Here is a 21,529-nt window from a genome sequence, read left to right as displayed (position 1 = left end):
CGCCTGCGCGGCGTGCCGCGAACCTCTCCGCCACCCCTTCCCGCCGCCGCGCGGCGCACGACGCCTGAGGAGAACGCCATGTCCTGGTCTGCTGGCGGTCCGAGCAACAACGCAGACACCTTCATCGGCGGAGCGGGCGGCGATTCGCCCGCCGGCGCCCAAGGCGGCAACGACTCGCTCGTCGGCAATGCGGGCAATGATTCGCTGCGTGGCGAGAGCGGCAACGACACCATCCGCGGCGGCGACGACAACGACACGCTGATCGGCGGCAGCGGCCTCGACTGGCTGTTCGGCGATACCGGCGATGACAGCCTGGTCGGCGCCACCATCGGCAGCACCAACACCAACCCCGATACGCTCGACGGCGGCGAGGGGAACGACACCATCGTCGGCGCCGGCGGTGCCGATTCGATCCTGGGCGGCGGCGGCAACGACAGCATCCTCGCCGGCGGCGGCAACGACACGGTGGATGCCGGGGCCGGGACCGACTTCGTCAATGCGGGGGCGGGCAATGACTCCGTCCTTGGCGGCGAAGGCGCCGACACGCTGCTCGGCGATGCCGGCAACGACACCCTGCTCGGCGGCGCCGGCAATGATTCGCTGAGCGGCGGCGCGGACAACGACTGGATCGAGGGCGGCGCGGGCGCGGACACCTTCGTCGATTCCGGCGGCACCGACACCCTCTCCTACGCCTCGGACACCGTGGGCGTGACGGTGGACCTCGCGACCGGCTTCGTCGCGGGCGGGCATGCGCAGGGGGACAGTTTCGGCGCCAACGTGTTCGAGCACCTGATCGGCGGCGCGGGCAACGACTCGCTGCTGGGGAGCTCGAACTTCGACAACTCGATCCTCGGCGGCGAGGGCAACGACACCATCGTCACCACGCTCGGCGACAGCGCCTTCGGGCAGGGCGGTGACGACCTCATCATCGGGAGCAGCGGCACCGCCGCGAGCGACGCCGACTTCCTCGATGGCGGCGACGGCAACGACACGATCGACGGCTCGGGCGGCATCGACACGATCCTGGGCGGCGCGGGCAATGACAGCCTGCTCGGCGGCGCGCAGAACGAGACGATCGACGCCGGCGCCGGCGACGACACGGTGGTTGGCACGGCGGGCAACGACAGCCTGGCCGGCGGCGGCGGAACCGACTGGCTCGACTATCGCACCGTCACCGCCGGGGTGACGGCCAACCTCGCGGCCGAGACGGCGAGCGGCGGCGCGGGCACGGACACGATCCGCGCCTTCGAGAACGTGCTCGGCACCGCGGCCAATGATTCCGTGCTCGGCAGCGCGGCCGACAACTTCATCGACGGCGGTGCCGGCAACGACACCCTGACCGGCGCGACGGGCAACGACACGCTGATCGGCGGCGCGGGAGCGGACAGCCTTTCGGGCGGCGCGGACAGCGACACGATCTCGGGCGGCGATGGCAACGACACGCTCGACGGCGGCGACGGCAACGACACGCTGTCCGGCGGGGCGGGCAATGACAGCCTGATCGGCGGCACGGGCACCGATGTCGCCGACTATCGCGACGCGACCAGCAACCTCACCGTCGCGCTCAACGATGCGGGCAATGGCACCGGCGCCGGGGGCGCCGATGCCGGCAATGACAGCCTGGTCAGCATCGAGAACGTGCTGGGCGGTTCGGGCAACGACCTCATCACCGGCGGGCCGGGCGGCGGACCCAACCTGTTCGACGGCGGCGCGGGCGACGACACGCTCAATGGCGGCGGCGGCAACGACACGCTGATCGGCGGGGTGGGGAGCGACTGGGCCTCCTACGCGGGTGCGGCGTCGGGTGTGACGGTGGCGCTGGATGCGGCGGGCAACGGCACGGCGGGCGGCGGGGCGGGCAATGACAGCCTGGTCAGCGTCGAGAACGTGCTGGGCAGCGCGAACGCGGATTCGCTGGTGGGTGGGGCCGGGGCGAATGTCCTCGACGGTGGTGCGGGCAACGACACGATCGTCGGCGGTGGCGGTGCGGACACGCTGCTGGGCGGGGACGGCAACGACAGCCTGATCGGCAGCGCCGATGCCGAGACGATCAACGGCGGGGACGGCAACGACACCGTCATCGGCTCGGCCGGCAATGACAGCCTCGCCGGCGGCGCGGGGGTGGACAGCCTCGACTACAGCGGTTCGCCCGGCCCCGTCTTCCTGAACCTCGACGACGACACCGTCGCCGACGGCCATGGCGGCACGGACACGATCAGCGGCTTCGAGTCCTACGTCCTGACCTCGGGCGCGGACACCGTCGTCTCGGGTGCGGGGGCGGACAGCATCGACCTCGGCGGCGGCGACGACAGCTTCGTCTGGAACGACGGCGACGGGAACGACACCATCAATCTCGGCCCGGGCGCCGACACGCTCGACCTGCAGGGATGGAACCCGGGCAACAACCCCTGGACCGTGATCCCGCCGGGCGTGCCGGGCGGGCCGACGCTGTTCGTGCGCGGCGCCGACACGCTGACCGTCTTCGGCTACGACCCGGCCGATGACAACGTGGTCTGCTTCGCGGAAGGCACGCGCATCGCGACCGCGTGGGGGGAGGTGCCGGTCGAGCGGCTGCGCGCCGGCGACCTGGTCGTCACCCTGCATGGCGGCGCGCCGCTGCGGCCGCTGCGCTGGGTCGGCCACACGCGCATCGACCTGACCCGCCAGCGCGACCCGGCCCGGGTGGCGCCGGTCTGCATCCGGGCCGGTGCGCTCGGGGACGGCATGCCGCACCGCGACCTGCGCGTCAGCCCGGACCACGCGCTGTTCCTCGATGGGCGGCTGGTGCCTGCGAAGCTGCTGGTGAACGGCACGACCATCGTGCAGGAGATCTGGGCGCGCAGCGTCACCTATTGGCATGTCGAGCTCGAGGAGCACGGCCTGCTGCTGTCCGAGGGCGCGGTGACCGAGAGCTACCTCGACGACGGCAACCGGCACCTCTTCGGCAATGGCGCGGTCACGGCGCTGACCGCGGATTTCGCGGCGTACAGGAGCAACGGAATTTACGCCGCCCGCGCCTGCGCACCGGTGGTTGCGGAAGGCGATGCCGCCCTGGCCCGGATTCGCGCGCGGATCGCCGCGCGCGCGGGCATGCAACCCCTTTCAATCCGGGCGCGATGAGAAGCGTGGGCGCGAAAAAATAATGCGGGCGCGCGATGTCTCGAAATGCGAGACAGCGCATCCTTTCCGTGGTTTCCCGCTCACGCGACAACTGAGCCAAACCACGCCAACCATCTGAAAAACAGCCAGAATTTATCGGCTCCCGGGATCGTGAACCCTTCCCTGACGCGCCATCGCCCCCGGACCGCGCTGCCTGGGCCGGAACGACGCTACCGCTGGTCGCTGGCCCGGCCCGGGCGCGGAGATATTGTGTGAGTCGGTTCGATGACCGCCATGCCGCAGTGATGCGCCGCGGCGGCCGGAGAGCCAGCGGTGGCCGCCAGGAAGGCGGCGCCGTGTCCTGACCCCCCACTGCGAGGACACGACGCCCAATGGCTGAGACGCAGGACCATCCGCAGCCGGATGACGTGATCATCACGCTCCGCCCTGTGGCCGGTGGTGCCAGCACGATCGAGATCGACCGTCTGAGCGACGGTTCCTATCGCGCGACCCAGCGCGGCGGGCCGCTGTCGCTCGAACTGTGCCGCACCGACGACCTCGAACGCCTGCTGCGCCAATTGAACGAGGCGCTGATCAGCGGGACGCAATCCGCCTATGTCGCGGCGGTGCGGAACCTGCACGACCAGGAACTCGCGCGCAGCGCCTGATCCGGCCCGCTACTCGCTGCGCTGCGGCCGCGCGAGCAGCCGCGCCATCGCATCCGCCACCGTGATCCGCCCGGCGAGCAGTTCCGCGACCGCGGCGCAGATCGGCAGTTCCACGGCGACCGATGCGGCGCGGGCGACGAGGGCCGGCGCGGTCGCCACGCCCTCGGTCACGCCGGCGCGGCCGGCCAGCGCGCCGTCCAGCGTCTCACCCCGCCCCAGCGCCAGCCCGAGCGACATGTTGCGGCTGCCCGGCCCCGCGCAGGTCAGAACCAGGTCCCCGAGGCCCGAGAGGCCGGCCGCCGTCTCCGCCCGCCCGCCCAGCGCGACGGCAAGCCGCGAGAGTTCCGCAAGCCCGCGCGTGACGAGGGCGGCGCGCGCATTCTCCCCAAGGCCCGCGCCGATCACCGCCCCGGCGGCGATGGCGATCACGTTCTTCGCCGCGCCGCCGACCTGCGCGCCGACCGGATCCTCCCCCGCATAGAGCCGGAAGCCGGGCGAGCCGAGCAGCGCCAGCCCCGCCTCGCGCAGCGCCGGGTCGGCCGCCGCCACCACCGCCGCGGCGGGAAGGCCCCGCGCGACCTCATGCGCGAAATTCGGGCCCGAGAGCACCCCCGCAACCGTGCCTGGGCGGACGGCCTCGACCACCTCCAGAGGCAGGCGCAGCGTCCCGGCCTCGACACCCTTGGCGCAGACGAGCAGCGGCGCATCGAGCCGCGGCAGACCGGCCAGCACCGGCCCCAGCCCCTGGGCGGGCACCACGGCGAGCACCAGCGCCGCGCCGGCCAGGGCTTCCTCGGCATCCGCGGTGATCCGCAGCCCCTCGGGCAGCACGGCGCCGGGCAGGTAGCGCTCATTCGCCCGCGCCGCGGCCATCGCGGCGGCGCGCGCCGCATCGCGCGCCCAGAGCGCCACCTCCCGCCCGGCGCGATGCGCCTGGATGGCGAGCGCCGTGCCCCAGGCGCCGGCGCCGAGAACCGCGACGCGGCTCATGCCCGCCGCGCCCGGCGCGCGCGGCACCCCGCGCCCGGTCCCGGTCCCTTCGCGCCGGGCCTCATTCGGGCACCACGGTCGTGACGGCCGAGCCCGCGCCGGGCTCGCTCGCCAGCGCGCGCGTCAGCGCCGCGAGGACATCGGCCGCCGCCGCCGCGAAGCCGAAGGGCGGGTTGACGACGAGCAGCCCGCTGCCGTTCAGGCGGCGCGGGTCGGTCGGCTCCCGCAGCCACATCTCGGCGGCCAGCACGTCGCGCAGGCCGGAGGCGCGCAGCGCATCGTGGAAGTCGCGCACCGGCGCGCGGTGCTTCACCGGATACCAGGCCGCGACGATCGCGGCGCGGAAGCGGCGGTTCAGGCCGGCGATTGCGGCGACGAGGCGCGCGAACTCCTCCTCCTGCTCGAAGGGCGGGTCCATGAGGACGAGGCCCCGCTTCTCGGGGAAGGGCGTCAGCGCGCGGATCGCCTCCCAGGCGTCCCGGCGATGCACGGCCACCTGCGGGTCGCGCGCGAACAGGGCGCGCAGCGCGGCATGGTCCTCGGGGTGCAACTCGCAGCAGAGGAGCCGGTCGCCCGGGCGCAGCGCGGCGCGGATGAGCATGGGCGAGCCTGGATAGCGCGCCGGGAAGCCCTGCGCGCGCAGCGCCTCGATGAAGGGCAGCAGCGGGCCGTCCCGCAGATCGGCAAGACGCAGCGCGCCGCGCGCGGCCTCCCCCGTGCGCGCGGCCTCGCTGGCCGACAGGTCGTAGAGGCCGCGCCCGGCATGGGTGTCGAGCACGGCGAAGGGCGCCTCCTTGCGGCGCAGCGCGCCGAGGAGCAGCAGCAGCAGGGCGTGCTTCAGGCAATCGGCGTGATTGCCGGCATGGAAGGCGTGGCGGTAGTTCATCCGCGGCGGTCATGGCGCGGGGCGCGGCGTGGCGCAACCGGGAGGGCGCCGCCCTCCCGGAGCCTCCGGCCAAAGGCCGAAAGGCCTTTGGGAACCGATACGAAAGGATGGTCATGCACCGGCGAGGTCCGCGAGCGGCCAGCGCGGGCGCGGGGCGTGGTCGAGCCCGTCGCTCAGCCCGGCACGCAGGCGCTCGATGCCGGCCCAGGCCACCATCACGGCATTGTCGGTGCACAGCCGCAGCGGCGGCGCCAGCATCGGCACGCCGGCCATCCCCGCCACACCGGACAGCGCGGCGCGCACCGCCTGGTTCGCGGCAACACCGCCGGCGACGACGAGCGCCGTCGCCTCCGGCAGCATCGCGAGCGCGTTGCGCGCGCGGTCGGCCAGCACCGCGGCGACGGCGGCCTGGAAGCCGGCGGCGATGTCGGCATGCGATGCGGCGCCCTGCGCCACCGCGCGCGCGACCGCGGTCTTGAGGCCGGAGAAGGAGAAGTCGCAGCCCGGCCGGCCGAGCAGCGGACGCGGCAGCGGCACGGCGCCCGGATCGCCCTGCGAAGCCAGGCGTTCGAGATGCGGCCCGCCAGGCCAGGGCAGGCCCATCAGCTTCGCCGCCTTGTCGAAGGCCTCGCCCACCGCGTCGTCGAGCGTGGTGCCGAGCCGCCGGTAGCGCCCGAGCCCCTCCACCGCCACGCATTGGCAATGCCCGCCCGAGACCAGCAGCAGCAGATAGGGGAAGGACGGCGCGCCCCGCTCCAGCAGCCCCGGCAGCCGCGCCGTCAGCGCATGGGCCTCGAGGTGGTTCACCGCCACGAAGGGCAGGCCATGGGCGATGGCCACGCCCTTGCCGAAGCAGGCGCCGACGATCAGCCCGCCGATCAGCCCGGGGCCGGAGGTGGCGGCCACCGCGCCGAGATCCGCGAAGCCGATGCCGGCACGGGCGAGCACCCTCTCCGCCAGCCCCGGCAGGGCGGCGAGATGCGCGCGGGCGGCGATCTCGGGCACCACGCCGCCGAAGGCCGCGTGTTCCCTCTCCTGGCTCAGCACGCCCTCGGCCAGGATGCGCCCGTCCGCGGCGAGCACGGCGGCGGCCGTCTCGTCGCAGCTCGATTCCAGCCCCAGCACGGGGCCGCGCAGCGTGATGCCACCTTCCGCGTCCATGGGCGCGGTTCTATGACGCCGCGATGCCGCCTGCCCACCCCGCTTCCGTGCCGCAGCACCGCCGGCCCCTGCCGCTGCGCGTCGGCACCCGCGCCTCGCCGCTCGCGCTCTGGCAGACGCGGGACTTCCTGGCGCGGGTGACGCGCTTCTGCCCCGTGCTGCGCGACGCCAAGGCCTTCGAGGAGCACCAGCTCCTGACCTCCGGCGACCGCATCCAGGACCGGCGCCTCGCCGAGATCGGCGGCAAGGGGCTCTTCGCGAAGGAGATCCACGAGGCGCTGCTCGACCGGCGCATCGACTTCGCGGTGCATTCGCTCAAGGATCTCGAGACCGAGATGCCGCCCGGCATCGTGCTCGCCTGCACGCTGAAGCGGGAGGATGCGCGGGACGTGCTGGTCCCGGGCCCCGCGCTCGCTGCGCCGGACCCCGCCGATCCGCTGGCCGCGCTGCCGCGCGGGGCGGTGATCGGCACCTCCTCGGTGCGGCGGCAGTCGCAACTGCTGCACCGCCGCCCCGACCTCTCGGTCGTCATGTTCCGCGGCAATGTGCAGACGCGGCTGCGCAAGCTGGCCGAGGGCGAGGCGGCGGCGACCATGCTCGCGCTCGCCGGGCTGAAGCGCCTCGCCCTCGCCCCGCCCGGCGCGGTGGCCCTCGACCCCGAGGTGATGGTGCCGGCCGCCGGGCAGGGCATCGTCGGGGTCACGGTGCGCGCGGACGACACCGAACTGCGCGAGCTGCTGGCCGCGATCGAGGACCCCGAGGCGCGGGCCGTCTCCGCGGCCGAGCGCGCGCTGCTCGCCGCGCTGGACGGGTCCTGCCGCACGCCGATCGGCGGCCATGCGCGGCTGCTCGCCGATGGCAGGCTGCGCCTGACCGGCCTCGTCGCCCGTGCCGATGGCGGCTTCCTGCTGCGCCGCACACTGGAGGGCGATGCCGCCGAGGCGGCGCGCCTCGGCGCGGAACTCGGCGCCTCGCTGCGCCGCGACGCGCCGGCGGACCTTTTCGCATGACGGATGGGCGCGCGCCGCGCCGGCGCGCCCTGGTGACGGCCAGGAAAGGGAAGGGCGCCGGTGCGTCCCGACCCCGGCATGTCCTGGTCACCCGCCCCGAGCCCGGCGCCGCCGAGACCGCCGCCGCGGTCGCCGCCCTGGGCTGGCGGCCCGTGCTTGCCCCCGCCCTGGTCCTGCGCGGCTGCGCCCCGCCGCGCCTGCCGCGCGCCCAGGCGCTGCTGCTGCCCTCCCGCGCCGCCGCGCGGGCGCTGGCGCCGATGGGCCTGCCCGTGCTCGCCGTGGGCGAGGGCACGGCGGCGGAGGCGCGGGCGCGCGGCTTCGCCGATGTGCGCGCGGCGGCCGGGGATGCCGCCTCGCTCGCCGCCTTCGCGGCGGGCAGCCTCGATCCGGCGGCGGGGCCGCTGCTGCTCGCGGCGGGGCGGGGATACGGGGCGGACCTCGCGGCGGCGCTGCGCGCCCGGGGCTTCCGGGTGCTCCGCCGCGTTGTCTATCGCGCCGTGCCCGCCGCCGCGCTGCCGCCCGACGCCGAAGCCGCGCTGCGCGGCGGCCGCGTCGCCGCGGCGCTGTTCACGTCGCCGCGGGGGGTGCGGACGGTGCTCGCGCTGATGCGGCGCGCGGGCCTCGAAGGCGCCGCGCCGGGCATCCGCGCGCTCGCGATCAGCCCGCGCATCGCCGAGGCGCTGCGCGCGCTGCCCTGGGCCGGGATCGCGGTGACGGAGCGGCCCGATCCGGCGCTGCTGCCCGCGCTGCTCGGCCCGGCGGCGGATTGACGCCCACGCGGGGGCGCGCCGCGCGCGGCCGGTGCTATACAGCGCCCCGCCCTTGCGGCGCAGCACGAGGATTGGAATGCCCGAGACACCGACGCCCCCCCTTCGCCGCTTCCTCGACCCGGCGGCGCTGCCGCTGCTGGTGGGCGGGCTGGTGCTGGTGCTGGCGGCGGCCTGGCTGTGGGTGACGCCGCGCCCGGCGCGGGCGCCGCATCCGGCCGCGGCGGCGCTCGCCGAGATGGAGGGGCGCGTGGCCGCGCTCGAGGCGCTGCAGGCGCGGCTCGCCGCGCTGGAGGCGCGCCCCGCGCCCGACCTCGCGCCGCTCGACCGCCGCATCGCCGCGCTCGAGGGCAGGCCGCCGCCGGACCTCTCGGGCCTCGTGCGACGGATCGAGTCGCTGCCGCCGCCGCCCGACCTGCAGCCGCTCGAGGCGCGGATCGCGGCGGCCGAGGCGCGGCTCGCGGAGGTGGCGGGCCGGCCGGTGCTCGACCCCGCCGCGGTGGCGCCGCGCGCCGCGCTCGAGACCTTGGCCACGCGGGCGGACCGGCTCTCGGAGCGGCTGGACGCGGTGGCGGCGCGGCAGCAGGCCGGCGATGCCGAGGCGATCCGCCGCACCGAGGATCTCGCGCGCAGCATGGGCGAGCGGCTCGCCGCCGCCGATCGCGCGCAGGCCGATCGCATCGCCGCCGCCGGCGCGGCGCTGGAGCGGCGGCTGCTCGGGGCGGAATCCGCGCTGGTCGCGCGCATCGCGGCGCTCGAGCAGGCGCAGGCACGCGTCGCCGCGCTGGAGGCGCGCGCCACGCGCCTTGCCGCCTTCGACGCGCTGCGGCTGCGGCTGGAGGCGGGGCTGCCGCTCGGCCCCGCGCTGGCCGCGCTGCCCGATGCCCAGCCCGCGCTGACCCGCTACGCCGCCAGCCCGCCGCCGACCGAGGCGGCGCTGCGCCTCGCCTTCGAGCCGGCGGCGCGCGCCGCCGCCGCCGCCGCGGCGAGCGAGCCCGCCCAGGCCGGGCAGGGGGTGCTGCAGGGCGCGGCGGCGCGGCTTTCGGGCCTCGTGACCGTGCGCCGGGGCGAGGAGGTGGTCTGGGGCGATGCCGCCGCGGGCGAGATCGAGCGTGCCCGCCGCGCGCTCGCCGCCGGGGACTTCGAGGCGGCGCTGGCGCGGCTCGAGCGCCTGCCGCCGGCCGCGCGCGCGGCCATGGCCGAATGGGTGGCCGAAGCGCGCGCGCTGCTCGAGGCTCGCGCCGCGCTCGCCGCGCTGCTGGCCGGCTGAGGCGCCGCGATGCGTCGCGCATTGGTGCTGCTGGCCGCGCTCGCGGCCGTCACCGCCCTGGCCTACTGGCTGGCCGATACGGGCGGCATGATCGAGGTGCAGGTCGGGGAGACCTGGATCGGCATCGGCGTGCCGGTCGCCGTGGTGCTCGCGGTGGCCGGCTTCCTTCTGCTGCATGGGCTGCTGAACGGCATCGCCTGGCTGCTCGGCATACCGGCGCGGCGGCGCGCGGCGCGCGCGGCGCGGCGGCGGGCCGAGGGCGACACGGCGGTGACACGCGCGCTGGTCGCGCTGGCGGCGGGCACCGCGGACCAGGCGCGGATCGAGGCGCGGCGCGCGCGCGCGCTGCTTGGCGACACGCCGCAGACGCTGCTGCTGGCCGCCGAGGCCGAGCGCGCGGCCGGGCGCGAGGACGGCGCGGCGGCGGTGTTCAAGGCGCTGGCCGAGCGCGAGGATGCGCGCTTCCTCGGCCTGCGCGGGCTGCTGCGCCAGGCGATCCAGCGCCAGGACTGGGCGGCGGCGCAGCGTCTGGCCCGGGAGGCCGAGGCGCTGCAGCCCGGCGCCGCCTGGCTGCGCGAGGAGCGCCAGGTGGTCGCGGTGCGGATGCGTGACTGGCGCGAGGCCTTCGCGCTGGCCCCGCCCGGCGCGCCGCGCGCGGCGCTGGCGCTCGCCGCCGCCGAGCAGGAACCCGACCCCGCGCGCGCGGCCGAATACGAGAAGCAGGCGGTCGCGGCCGATCCCGCCTTCGTCCCGGCGGCGCTGGCCTATGCGCGGCGGCTGGCCGAGGCGGGCAGCACGCGGCGGGCGCGCGGCGTGCTCGAGCAATGCTGGATCGCCGCGCCGCATCCCGATGTGGGCCAGGCCTGGATCGCGGGCACGCCGGACCGACTGGCCCGGGTGAAGGCCGTGGAGGACCTGATCCACCGCAATCCCGACCACCCGGAAAGCCGGCTGCTGATGGCGCGCGTGGCGCTGGATGCGGGGCTGACCGGGCGCGCGCGCACGGAACTCGAGGCGCTGGTCGGATCGGGCGCGGCGGATCGCCGGGCCTATCTGCTGCTCGCGGAACTGGAACAGGCCGAGCATGGGGACACCGCCGACGCCCGCGCGGCGCAGGCGCGCTGGCTGCGCGGGGCGGCGAACGCGCCGGGCGCGCCGCGCTGGCGCTGCGCCGCCTGCGGGGCGGAACATGCGGCCTGGAAGGCGGTCTGCGCGGGCTGCGACAGCGTCGGCCGGATCGGCTGGTCGGCGCCGGGTTCGGTGCCGGCGCGGGCCTCGGGGCCGGGCGCGGGCGGCGCATAGGCGGCCGGGAGGTCCGTTGCGTCGCGCGGTTTCCGGCCGCGCGGCGGGCCGCGATCGGCTCGCCGGCATCGGCCTTTCGCGTCGGGCCGTGGCGCCGGGGGCCAGCGGTTGAAGGATGGCGGCATCCTTGGCCTCCGGGGCGACTTTCCGAGGCGTGCGTGGGCGAGCGAATGCGGGCAGTGCCCGGCGGTGTTCCCGCGCCGGACGCGCGACGCCGTTGCGGATATCGACAGGCGCGCCCGGCGCCTTCTATAGACCCGCCCGGCTACCGGGCAGGTGCGAGGGGAGCGTCGGTGCGCGGCGATTCTGTGGGGTCCCTTGGCATGCGCGCGGGTCGCCTCGCCGTATCCGCCTTGCCACAGCCCATCTCGACGCCATGCGGTACGAGCCCGCCGCGGAACCGGCCATGACCACCATCATCGCCCCCCGCGGCCCGCAGCCCATGGTGGACATCGCCTGGCGCGAGCCGGGCGGCGGGCCGGAGGGGGCGGCCGTCGCCTTCCGCCTCGTCGGCTCGGGCCAGGACGTGCTGCTCTGCCTGCGTCCGGCCAGCCTGCCCTGGCTGCCGCGCGCCGCGATCGCCGCGGCGGACGGGGAGGGGATGGTGATCCTGCGCCTTGGCGAATTCGCCAAGGGCCTCGCCGCGCTGCTGCCGGACAGCGCCGACCGGCATCGGCTGCTCGATGCCCTGCGGCGGAGCCTCGAGGACTGGCCGCCGCCCCCGGCCGCCTCGCCGCCGGGAAGGCTGCGGGCCGCCCTGCAGCGCGCCCTGGCCGAGACTTCCCCCGCAGGCGCACCGCCCCCGCCGGCTCGGCACGCGCCGCGCGGCGCGACCGGCACGCGCGCGGACGAGACATCCCTCGAGGCGCTCTACCGCGCGCTGCATTTCTGCCGCCAGCGGGCCGACGGCCATGCGTGAGCGCGTCGCCTTCATCGACCACGGCTACCACAGCCGGACGCTCTCCTCCCGCTTCATGATCGAGCATATCGGCCGCACGCGGGAGGTCGCGCTGCATCTGGACGAAAGCTGGGTGGACAAGGCGGCCGCACTCGACATCGAGGCGCTTGCGGCCGGCGGCTATGCCGAGATCCATGTCTGGCAGCTCGAGCGCGTCGCGCGCCGCCTTGCCGCCATGGATCTGCCTTGCCCGGTCTTCTTCTACCCCATGTACGACAGTTGCCGGGCGCTCGGGGACGAGTACTGGCTCGCGCTCAAGGGCCGCATCCTCGTCGTCTGCTTCTGCCGCCACCTGCATGAGCGCCTGCGCCGGCTCGGCCTCACGAGCCTCTGGCTCCAGTACTGGCCGGAGGTGGCGGAGGAGGAGGCCGCCCACGACGCGCTGCGCGTCTTCTGGTGGCGCCGCCGCCGCGACCTCGCCTGGGAGACGCTGAAGGCGCTGATCGGCGACTGGCCCGTGGCGCGGCTGCATCTGCACGAGGCGCCGGACCCGACCTACGCCGACCCGGAGCGGCTGCCGCCGGCCGATGCCGCGCGCTTCAACCTCACCCGCTCGGGCTGGTTCGAGGACCGCGCGGCCTTCGAGCGCATGGCCGCGGGCTTCAACGTCTTCGTCGCCCCGCGCCGCTTCGAGGGGATCGGCCTCTCCTTCCTCGAGGCCATGGCGCGCGGCCAGGTGGTGATCGCCGAGAACAACCCGACGATGAACGAATACATCGTCCATGAGGTGAACGGCCTGCTCTACGAGCCCGACCGCCCCGCCCTGTGGCGGAGCGCGCTGACGCCCGCGCGGGCCGGGGCGATCGGCCGGCGCGCGCGGCTTTCCTGCGCCGCGGGCCGGGCGCGATGGCAGCGCGACCTCGCGCGGCTCGATGCCTATGTCCGCGCGCGCGGCGCGGTGCCGGAGGCGCTGCTGGAGCCCGCGGGCGCGGCGGCGCGCGACTGGATCCCGGCGCGCGCATGAGCCCGCGCATCTCGGTCGCGGTCGTCACGCGCAATGCCGAGGCCTCCGTCGCGGGCACGCTGCGCTCGATCCTCGCGCAGACCGTGCCCGTCGAGCTGGTGGTGGTGGATGGTGCTTCCACCGACGGCACGCTCGCCGCCTGCGCGCCCTTCCGCGCGCGCATCGCCACGCTGGTCTCCGAGCCCGATGCCGGGCCCTATGACGCGATGAACAAGGCGGCGCGGCTCGCGACCGGCGAGTTCATCCTCTACATGAACGCGGGCGACTGCTTCGTCTCGGAGGAGGCGCTGGCCGACCTGTTCCGCCATGCGCCGCCGGGGGCGGATTTCGTCTACGGCCACCATTTCTACCTGCGCGACGACGGCTCGCTCGAATGGCACCGCGCGGCGGATCTGGGCTTCATTCGCCGGCAGGCGCTCTCGGGGCAGGTGGATTTCCACACCATCGCGGGCATGCCCTGCCACCAGGCCTCGGCCACGCGGCGCGCCATCCTGGCCGCGCAGGGCTACGACCTCTCCTACCGGATCGCGGCCGACCACGCGCGCATCCACCGCATGCTCGCCGAGGGGCTCGACTACCACCACGCGGATGTGGATGTCGCGGTCTATGTGCAGGGCGGCCTCTCGGCGCGGCAGGAGGCGCTGTGCTTCCACGAATGGTACCGGATGCTCGCCGCGGTGGCGGGCGAGAACGCGCCCGCGGTCCATCGCTTCTTCGCCGAGCATGTCCGGCCTGGCATCGCCGACCCGCCCGAGGCCATCGCGCGCCAGGTCGCGCTGCTCCGCGAGAGCGGGCTGTTCATGGAAGGCTGGTACCGCAGCGTCTATCGCATCCCCGAGCGGGTGGACCCGATCGAGCACTATCTCTATGGCGGCGCGCGGGCGCTCGCCTGGCCCAATCCCTTCTTCGACACTGCCCATTACCTGGAGCGCAACGCCGATGTCCGGCGCGCCGGGATGAACCCGCTGCTGCACTACGTGCTGCATGGCGCGAAGCAGCGCCGCATCACCTACCCGTGGGAATCCTCGCGCGGCTGGGTGCGCGGCCTGCTCGCGATATTCGACCCGCATCGCGAGGCGCTGGACGTGCTGCTCGACCGCGTGGCGCGGCTGACGCCGGCGGAGGTCGCGGAGCTGGAACGCCGGGCCATTGCCGAAGGCTGACGCGCGAGGCCTGCCGGCCTGTGCTGCGATCGGGCATGCGTGACACGCGCGGCCTCGCTCATGGTCTCAGTGGAACCGGGTCGAAGCGATGGTGCGGGAACGCGGACGGCTCCGGGTGCAGCCGCGCGAATTGAGCATGCTGGCGCAAGATACCGCCTCCGTTGCCGGGCGGCTTTCGTGGAAACCTCGTGCGCCGGACGACCGTGCCTCACGCGTTGCGGGCGGCGAGGGCGCCAGGACGCCTCCGCAATGGTGCGGCCGGCAGCAGCCCCGTCAGTCCCGGGCCGGCTTCGGCCGCGTCGGGGGCGGGAGGTCGGCGCTGCCCGAGACCTCCGTGCTGCGCCCGTGCAGCATCCGGTCCTCCTCGAGGTAGCGGCGATAGGCGTCGTTGGTCGCCGCGATCACCTTCCGCAGCTCGGGCAGGTGATGCGCCACCACGTCGTCGATGGAGCTGACCATCTCCATCGTCGCGAGCAGGAAGTGCACATCGCGCTTGCGCCGGTAGGAATGCACCCGCCAGGCATTGGCGAACATCTCCTTCCACTGCGGCGTCGGCGTGCCGGAGAGGCGCAGGACCACAAGATGCCGTTCGCCGGTCCCGACGGGGCGGGATGCCTCGGCGTCGATCTCGACGATCCTGATGTCCTCGAACCTCACGCGGCAGTCGCTCCGTCCCGGCTATCCATCTCCGCCTTCTTCATCGTGTGCGGCGGGGCGCAAGACAAGATGGATGCCGGACGAAAACGAAAGGCCGGCCACGGGCGTCCCCCGCGACCGGCCTCGCGCCGTGCCGGGCCGCATCGCGGCCCGGCTGTGTCGCCATCGCCTCGCGATCAGGCGAGGTCGAAGCGGTCCAGCTCCATCACCTTCGCCCAGGCCTTCACGAAGTCCTTCACGAACTTCCCCTGGTTGTCGGACTGGGCATAGACCTCGGAGAGCGCGCGCAGCTCGGAGTTCGAGCCGAACACGAGGTCCACCCGCGTCGCCGTCCACTTCACCGTGCCGGTGGCGCGGTCGCGGCCCTGGAACTCCTCCTCGGTCTCGTCGGTCGGCGCCCAGGCGGTGGCCATGTCGAGCAGGTTGACGAAGAAGTCGTTCGTCAGCTTGCCCGGGCGGCTGGTCAGCACGCCATGCGGCGAACCGGCGTAGTTGGCGCCGAGTGCGCGCATGCCGCCGACCAGCACGGTCATCTCCGGCGCGGTCAGGGTCAGCAGCTGCGCCTTGTCCACGAGCTGCTCCTCGGCCGAGACGGTGTAGCGGGCCTTGCGGTAGTTGCGGAACCCGTCCGCCTCCGGCTCCAGCACGGCGAAGGAGGCCGCGTCGGTCTGCTCGGCGGTGGCATCCGTCCGCCCCGGCCGGAAGGGCACCGTCACGTCATGGCCGGCATCCTTCGCCGCCTTCTCGATGGCCGCGCAGCCGCCGAGCACGATCAGATCGGCGAGCGAGACCTGCTTGCCGTCCTTCGCCGCGGCGTTGAACGCCTTCTGCACGCCCTCGAGCTTGCCGAGCACCTCGGCGAGCTGCGCGGGCTGGTTCACCTCCCAGTCCTTCTGCGGCGCGAGGCGGATGCGCGCGCCATTGGCCCCGCCGCGGCGGTCGGAGCCGCGGAAGGTCGAGGCCGCGGACCAGGCGGTGTAGACGAGCTGCTGCACCGTCAGGCCGGTGGCCAGGATCTGCGCCTTGAGCGCGGCGATGTCGGCCGCGTCCACCAGCTTGTGCGTGACCGGCGGGACGGGATCCTGCCAGATCAGGTCCTCCTTGGGCACCAGCGGGCCGCGGTAGCGCGCCTTCGGGCCCATGTCGCGATGCGTCAGCTTGAACCAGGCGCGGGCGAAGGCGTCCTGGAAGGCGGCCGGATCCTTGTGGAAGCGCTCCGAGATCTTGCGGTACTCGGGGTCCATCTTCATCGCCATGTCCGCCGTGGTCATCATCGGCGGATGGCGCTTGGTCGGGTCGTGCGCGTCCGGCACGAGCGTCCAGGCGGAGCGGTCCTTCGGGTGCCACTGATGCGCGCCGGCGGGCGACTTGTGCAGCTCCCATTCGTAGCCGAGCAGCATGTCGAAATAGCCCATGTCCCACTTGGTGGGGTTGGGCTTCCAGGCGCCCTCGATGCCGGAGGTGATGGCGTCGCCCGCCTTGCCCGACTTCCAGGTGCTGATCCAGCCGAGGCCCATCTGGTGCATCGGCGCGCCCTCGGGCTCGCGGCCGACATGCTCGGCCGGGCCTGCGCCATGGGCCTTGCCGAAGGTGTGGCCGCCGGCGGTCAGCGCCACCGTCTCCTCGTCGTTCATGGCCATCCGCGCGAAGGTCTCGCGGATGTCGCGGGCCGAGGCGACGGGGTCCGGGTTGCCGTTCGGCCCTTCCGGGTTGACGTAGATGAGGCCCATCTGAACGGCGGCCAGCGGGTTCTCGAGCTGGCGGTCGCCGCTGTAGCGCCTGTCGCCGAGCCAGGTGTCCTCAGAGCCCCAGTAGATGTCCTGCTCGGGCTCCCAGATGTCCTCGCGGCCGAAGGCGAAGCCGAAGGTCTTGAGGCCCATCGACTCCATCGCGACGGTGCCGGCATAGACCATCAGGTCGGCCCAGGAGAGGCGGTTGCCGTATTTCTGCTTGATCGGCCAGAGCAGGCGGCGCGCCTTGTCGAGATTGGCGTTGTCGGGCCAGGAGTTCTCGGGCGCGAAGCGATGCGCGCCGGTGGAGGCGCCGCCGCGGCCGTCAGCGGTGCGGTAGGTGCCCGCCGCATGCCAGGACATGCGCACGAAGAGCGGGCCGTAATGCCCGTAGTCGGCCGGCCACCAGTCCTGGCTGACCGTCATCAGCGCGATGAGGTCCTTGCGCAGCGCCTCGACGTCGAGCTTCTCGACCTCCTTGGCGTAGTTGAAGTCCGGATCCATCGGGTTGGACTTCGCGGATTGCTGGCTGAGGATGCGCAGGTTCAGCGCATTGGGCCACCAGTCGCGGTTCGACCGCGTCGAGAAGCGCGCGGCGGTGGGCCTGCCGTGCATCACCGGGCACTTGCCGGCGCTGGCGCCAGTGTTTCCGTCCATTGTCCTTCTCCGTCCTTCGCTATGGTTTCCGGCCCGTCCGCAGCGTCTCGCGCAGGGCAGGGCCGGGTGGCTTGGCCCGACGGCGCCGAGCGGGATGGACCCGGGCGCCGGTCAGGCCGTCGTGGCGCCGCGCCCGGCCGCAAGTGGCCTGCACGCCGCGCCGTCGAACCCGATGCGTGCCGAGCGGGCTTGCTGGTCGCTCCCTCGGCCCTTCCTTTGGCGCGGCACGCTAGCGGCATCGGCGCGATGAAAGAAGCCCCCGAGGTCAAAGGCTCCGATAGATGCGGACTATCATGCCTGCCGAGCCCGGTGCATGTCGCGTCCCGCCGGTGGCCCGCCAGCCGGGAGCGGATGAAACGCGTCGCTCCGGTCCCTTGCGGGGTAGCGATGCGGCTGCCTCCAGGCGTCGCCATCGGGCGGTGCGATCCGCTGCGTGTCTGCGCCAACCCCAAGGGGCGTCGCGAGGCTTGGCGGTTGACAGGCGCATGATGCGCCTTCTCAATCGCCGCAAGCGGTCCAGAGGGCCGCGCGCAAACCGGAGGGAGGTCGTCGTGAGCCTGACTGCCACGCGTCGCGCAATCCTGGGCGGCGCCGGTGCGCTGCCCTTCGCCACCGGCGCCTTCGCGCAGCAGCGCGAGATCCGCATCGGCGTCATCTACGACTACACGGGCCCCTTCGCCGCGGGCGGATCGCTCGCCGCGGCGCTCGGCACCAAGCACGCGATCGAGCTGATGAACGAGCGTGGCGGGGTCGAAGGGCATCGCATCCACGCGATCTATGCCGACGCCCAGTCGCGCACGGAAGTGGCCATCAACGAGATGACCCGCCTGCTCGAGCAGGAGCGGGTGGATCTCATCATGGGCGTCTTCTCCAGCGCGCATTGCGTGCCGATGGCCCAGCGCGTCAACCAGCAGCGGCGCTTCATGTGGGCCAATGTCTGCGTCGCCTCCTCGGTGTTCAAGGACCGCAACCTCGAATACGTCTTCCGCGCCCAGGTCCACAGCGACCAGTTCGGCGAGGCCTCCTGCCGCTTCGTCCACGAGGTGGCCGAGGAGCGGCTGCGCAAGCGCCCGGCCGATGTGCGCATCGCCATCATCTACGAGGACGGCCCTTACGGCGCAGGCGTGGCGGCGGGCAACGAGGCGATGACGCGCGAGCTCGGCATGCGGCTCGTGCTCAAGGAAGGCTACGCCGCCACCGCGCCGGACCTGTCCTCGCTGGTCACGAAACTGCGGCGCGAGAGGCCGGATGTCATCCTGCACACCGGCTACAATCCCGACATCACGCTCTTCCTGCGCCAGTCGCGCGAGCTTGGGCTGCGCTGGCGCGCGCTGATCGGTCACGGGGCGGGCTACGGGCAGATCGACCGCCTCAACCAGACCTTCGGCCGCGACGCGAACTTCATCTTCAACGTGGACCCGGTCGCGGCGCAGCTTCTCAACCCGGCCTCGCTCGCGCCCGGCATGGGCGAGCTGACGAACGAGATGGTCCGCCGCTACCGCGCCGAGACCAACGCCCAGGAGGTGCCGCCGCACACCTCGATGGGCTTCAACCAGACCTGGATCTTCCTCAGCGACGTGCTGCCGCGCGCCATCCGCAACCACGGCGGCTTCACGCCCGATGCGCTGCGCCAGGCGGCACTCGCCACCGACATCCCCGATGGCGGCACGATCCAGGGCTACGGCGTGCGCTTCAACCCGCCGGGCCACCCGATGGCGGGGCAGAATTCTCGCTCGACGCCGGTGGTGATGCAGTATGTGGACGCGCAGACCAAGATCGTCTGGCCGCGCGCCATCAAGACCGCCGATCCGGTCATCCCGCTGCCGCCCGACCATCCGTATGCCGCCCGCTGAGGCCGGCGCGACCCCCGGCGCATCGGCGCCGGGGGCTCAGGGGGGAATGCCGGGCATCGCATGCTGAAAGTCACTGACCTGACCAAGCGGTTCGGCGGCTTCACCGCCGTCAACCGGGTGTCCTTCTCGCTCGAGAAGGGCGAGATCCTCGGCCTGATCGGGCCCAACGGGTCGGGCAAGAGCACGACCTTCAACATGATCGCCGGCATGCTGCGCCCGACCAGCGGCTCGATCGAGTTCGACGGGCGGGAGATCGGCGGCCTCCCGCCGATCGAGATCTGCCACCGCGGGATCGGCCGCACCTTCCAGATCCCGCGACCCTTCCGCAACCTGACGATCCTCGAGAACGTCGTCACCGCCGCCTTCTTCGGCCAGAGCGGGCACGTCAGCCGGAGCAAGGCCCATGCCCAGGCGGAGGAGGCGCTCGCGCTGGTCGGGCTGCCCACGGACCCGCGGGCCGAGGTGGCCTCGCTCGGCGCGGCCGGGCTCAAGAAGCTCGAGCTCGCCCGCGCCATCGCGACGCAGCCGCGCCTGCTGCTGGCCGATGAGAGCCTCGGCGGCCTCGACGAGACGGAGATGAACCAGGCCGCCGACATGCTCGATCACATCAGGCGCGAGAAGGACATCACCATCATCTGGGTCGAGCACATCATGGGCGTGCTGATGCGCGTCGTGGACCGCGCCATCGTGCTCGACCACGGCGAGAAGATCTTCGAGGGCCTGCCGCGCGAGGTCGCGAAGGACCCCAAGGTGATCGAGATCTACCTCGGCACGGAGAAGATCAGCTTCGACGAGGCCCCCGCGACATGAGCGCCGCACCGATGCTGGAGGTGCGCGGCGTCTCGGCCGGCTACGGAACCTTCCGCGCCCTGTTCGACGTCAGCCTCGAGGTCCGCGCCGGCGAGGCGGTGGCGGTGATCGGGCCGAACGGCGCGGGCAAGACCACGCTGCTGCGCGTGATCTCGAAGATCATCGCCCCGACCGCGGGCGATGTCGTGATGGAGGGCACACCGCTCGGCCCCGTGCCCGCGCATCGCGTGGTCGAGCTCGGCATCGCGCATGTCCCCGAGCACCGCCGCCTCTTCCCCCGCCTGACGGTGGAGGAGAACCTCCGCATGGGCGCCTTCCACCCCGCGGCGCGGGCGAAGTTCCGCGAGAGGCTCGACTTCGTCTACGAGCTGTTCCCCCGCATGAAGGAGCGGCGCAACCAGGCCGCGGGCACCATGTCGGGCGGCGAGCAGCAGATGTGCGCCATCGGCCGCGCGCTGATGAGCGGGCCGAAGCTGCTGCTGATGGACGAGCCCTCGGCGGGCCTCGCCCCGGTCATCGTCCAGCAGGTCTTCAACCTCGTGAAGCGCATCCGCGCCGAGGGCTACACCGTGCTGATCGTCGAGCAGAACATCCAGCAGGTGCTGCAGGTCGTGGACCGCGCCTACCTGCTCGAGGTCGGCACCATCAAGCAGTCCGGCAGCTCGGCCGAGCTGCTCGCCTCGCCGGAGATCCGGCGCGCCTATCTCGGCCTCTGAGGGGCACGCATGTTCGACACCTTCCTGCTCGAATCCGTCATCAACGGGATCCTGCTCGGCGGCGTGCTGGCGCTGCTGGCGCTCGGGCTGAACCTGATCTTCGGCGTCATCGACGTGGTCTGGATCTGCTATGCCGAGCTCGTGATGATCGGCATGTACGCGATCTGGTGGCTGCATGTGTATTACGGCGTGCCGCTGCCGGGCGCGATCGTCTCCGCCGTCATGGTCGTCGCGCTGATGGGCGTGCTGCTCCACCGCCTGGTGATCGAGCCCGTGCTCGGCAAGCCGCCGATCAACCAGCTCCTGGTCACCGGCGGCGTGCTGTTCTTCCTGCAGGCCGCGGCGACGCTCGCCTTCGGCATCGAGTTCCGCAACCTCGGCCTGCGGATGCCGGTGGTCGAGTTCGGCGACATGTTCTTCTCCTTCGCGCGGCTGCTCGCCTTCGGCACGGCGCTGGCGGGGGTGCTGCTGCTGTGGCTGTTCCTCACGCGCAGCTACCTCGGCACGGCGATCCGGGCCATCAGCCAGGACCGCGAGATCATGCCGCTGATGGGCGTCGATCCGCGACGGATCTACCTCATCACCTCGGCGATCGGCGGCGGCATGGCCGGCGTGGCGGCAAGCCTGCTGGTGCTGCAATACGACGTGCATCCGGCGATCGGCCTCTCCTTCGGCCCGATCACCTTCATGATCTGCGTCATGGGCGGGCTCGGGAACATGCTGGGCGGCTTCCTCGCCGCCTTCGTCTTCGCGCAGTTCATCTCGGTCGGCGGCTACTTCTTCCAGATCGAGTGGGGCTACGTGATCGCCTTCGCCTTCTTCATCGCGATGATGTTCATCAGGCCCAAGGGCCTGTTCAGCCGCTGAG

The 21,529-nt window shown here is 73.4% G+C and carries 18 protein-coding genes; 13 read left to right on the top strand and 5 right to left on the bottom strand.

The genetic code is table 11. From position 1 onward, the window contains the following. Positions 1-78 precede the first annotated feature (78 nt). Positions 79-3,120, top strand: coding sequence for a Hint domain-containing protein (locus FHS88_RS08020; protein ID WP_184483325.1), 3,042 nt, complete (start codon positions 79-81; stop codon positions 3,118-3,120). Between the two features lie 371 nt (positions 3,121-3,491). Beyond that, positions 3,492-3,767, top strand: coding sequence for a hypothetical protein (locus FHS88_RS08015; RefSeq protein ID WP_184483323.1), 276 nt, complete (start codon positions 3,492-3,494; stop codon positions 3,765-3,767). Positions 3,768-3,776: 9 nt separating this feature from the next. On the opposite strand, the gene FHS88_RS08010 is transcribed toward FHS88_RS08015, so the two are convergent. From FHS88_RS08010 to tsaD, 3 genes are all read right to left on the bottom strand, one after another. After that, on the bottom strand, positions 3,777-4,757 hold the full coding sequence (locus tag FHS88_RS08010) for an NAD(P)H-dependent glycerol-3-phosphate dehydrogenase (RefSeq protein WP_184483321.1): 981 nt from the start codon (positions 4,755-4,757) through the stop codon (positions 3,777-3,779). A 61-nt stretch (positions 4,758-4,818) separates the two neighbouring features. After that, a complete protein-coding gene (locus tag FHS88_RS08005) occupies positions 4,819-5,643 on the bottom strand; it encodes a 23S rRNA (adenine(2030)-N(6))-methyltransferase RlmJ (RefSeq protein ID WP_184483319.1) in 825 nt (274 codons plus the stop codon). 111 nt (positions 5,644-5,754) lie between these two features. Continuing rightward, entirely contained in the window at positions 5,755-6,804 is a 1,050-nt protein-coding gene (tsaD, locus tag FHS88_RS08000) for a tRNA (adenosine(37)-N6)-threonylcarbamoyltransferase complex transferase subunit TsaD (RefSeq protein ID WP_184483316.1), read from the bottom strand. A gap of 23 nt (positions 6,805-6,827) precedes the next feature. Between tsaD and hemC the strand changes: the two genes are divergently transcribed. From hemC to FHS88_RS07965, 7 genes are all read left to right on the top strand, one after another. Continuing rightward, positions 6,828-7,814, top strand: a complete 987-nt coding sequence (hemC, locus tag FHS88_RS07995) for a hydroxymethylbilane synthase (protein WP_184483314.1) — start codon at positions 6,828-6,830, stop codon at positions 7,812-7,814. Between the two features lie 32 nt (positions 7,815-7,846). Continuing rightward, the gene (locus FHS88_RS07990; RefSeq protein WP_184483312.1) at positions 7,847-8,584 is read left to right on the top strand and encodes a uroporphyrinogen-III synthase; all 738 of its coding nucleotides are present in this window, start codon (positions 7,847-7,849) and stop codon (positions 8,582-8,584) included. Positions 8,585-8,660: 76 nt separating this feature from the next. Further along, positions 8,661-9,851, top strand: coding sequence for a hypothetical protein (locus tag FHS88_RS07985; protein WP_184483310.1), 1,191 nt, complete (start codon positions 8,661-8,663; stop codon positions 9,849-9,851). Between the two features lie 9 nt (positions 9,852-9,860). Further along, entirely contained in the window at positions 9,861-11,153 is a 1,293-nt protein-coding gene (locus FHS88_RS07980; RefSeq protein ID WP_184483308.1) for a heme biosynthesis HemY N-terminal domain-containing protein, read from the top strand. Between the two features lie 406 nt (positions 11,154-11,559). Beyond that, positions 11,560-12,072 (top strand): hypothetical protein, encoded by a 513-nt coding sequence (locus tag FHS88_RS07975; RefSeq protein WP_184483306.1) that lies wholly within the window; start codon positions 11,560-11,562, stop codon positions 12,070-12,072. Next, positions 12,065-13,075: a glycosyltransferase gene (locus tag FHS88_RS07970; protein WP_184483304.1), complete on the top strand. Its 1,011-nt coding sequence runs from the start codon at positions 12,065-12,067 to the stop codon at positions 13,073-13,075. The genes FHS88_RS07975 and FHS88_RS07970 overlap by 8 nt, the downstream gene beginning before the upstream one ends. After that, on the top strand, positions 13,072-14,238 hold the full coding sequence (locus FHS88_RS07965; RefSeq protein ID WP_184483302.1) for a glycosyltransferase: 1,167 nt from the start codon (positions 13,072-13,074) through the stop codon (positions 14,236-14,238). Before FHS88_RS07970 ends, FHS88_RS07965 begins: the two co-directional genes overlap by 4 nt. A 273-nt stretch (positions 14,239-14,511) precedes the next feature. Here the strand turns inward: FHS88_RS07965 and FHS88_RS07960 are convergent, their stop codons facing one another. Continuing rightward, positions 14,512-14,895: a hypothetical protein gene (locus tag FHS88_RS07960; protein ID WP_184483300.1), complete on the bottom strand. Its 384-nt coding sequence runs from the start codon at positions 14,893-14,895 to the stop codon at positions 14,512-14,514. A gap of 176 nt (positions 14,896-15,071) precedes the next feature. After that, positions 15,072-17,282, bottom strand: coding sequence for a catalase/peroxidase HPI (gene katG / locus FHS88_RS07955; RefSeq protein WP_184483299.1), 2,211 nt, complete (start codon positions 17,280-17,282; stop codon positions 15,072-15,074). Positions 17,283-17,833: 551 nt separating this feature from the next. Between katG and FHS88_RS07950 the strand changes: the two genes are divergently transcribed. Genes FHS88_RS07950 through FHS88_RS07935 form a run of 4 tightly spaced genes read left to right on the top strand, consistent with a single transcriptional unit; the run spans position 17,834 to position 21,528 of the window. Next, positions 17,834-19,135, top strand: a complete 1,302-nt coding sequence (locus tag FHS88_RS07950) for an ABC transporter substrate-binding protein (RefSeq protein ID WP_338146464.1) — start codon at positions 17,834-17,836, stop codon at positions 19,133-19,135. A 60-nt stretch (positions 19,136-19,195) separates the two neighbouring features. Next, on the top strand, positions 19,196-19,945 hold the full coding sequence (locus FHS88_RS07945) for an ABC transporter ATP-binding protein (RefSeq protein WP_184483297.1): 750 nt from the start codon (positions 19,196-19,198) through the stop codon (positions 19,943-19,945). Then, the gene (locus tag FHS88_RS07940) at positions 19,942-20,661 is read left to right on the top strand and encodes an ABC transporter ATP-binding protein (protein ID WP_246419610.1); all 720 of its coding nucleotides are present in this window, start codon (positions 19,942-19,944) and stop codon (positions 20,659-20,661) included. Before FHS88_RS07945 ends, FHS88_RS07940 begins: the two co-directional genes overlap by 4 nt. A 9-nt stretch (positions 20,662-20,670) precedes the next feature. Further along, on the top strand, positions 20,671-21,528 hold the full coding sequence (locus FHS88_RS07935; protein ID WP_184483295.1) for a branched-chain amino acid ABC transporter permease: 858 nt from the start codon (positions 20,671-20,673) through the stop codon (positions 21,526-21,528). The last annotated feature ends 1 nt before the right edge of the window (position 21,529 follow it).

The organism is Neoroseomonas alkaliterrae, assembly GCF_014199195.1.
Classification (GTDB): domain Bacteria; phylum Pseudomonadota; class Alphaproteobacteria; order Acetobacterales; family Acetobacteraceae; genus Neoroseomonas; species Neoroseomonas alkaliterrae.
The sequence above is the reverse complement of the archived record's forward strand: the minus strand, read 5'-3'. Positions and strand labels throughout refer to the sequence as shown.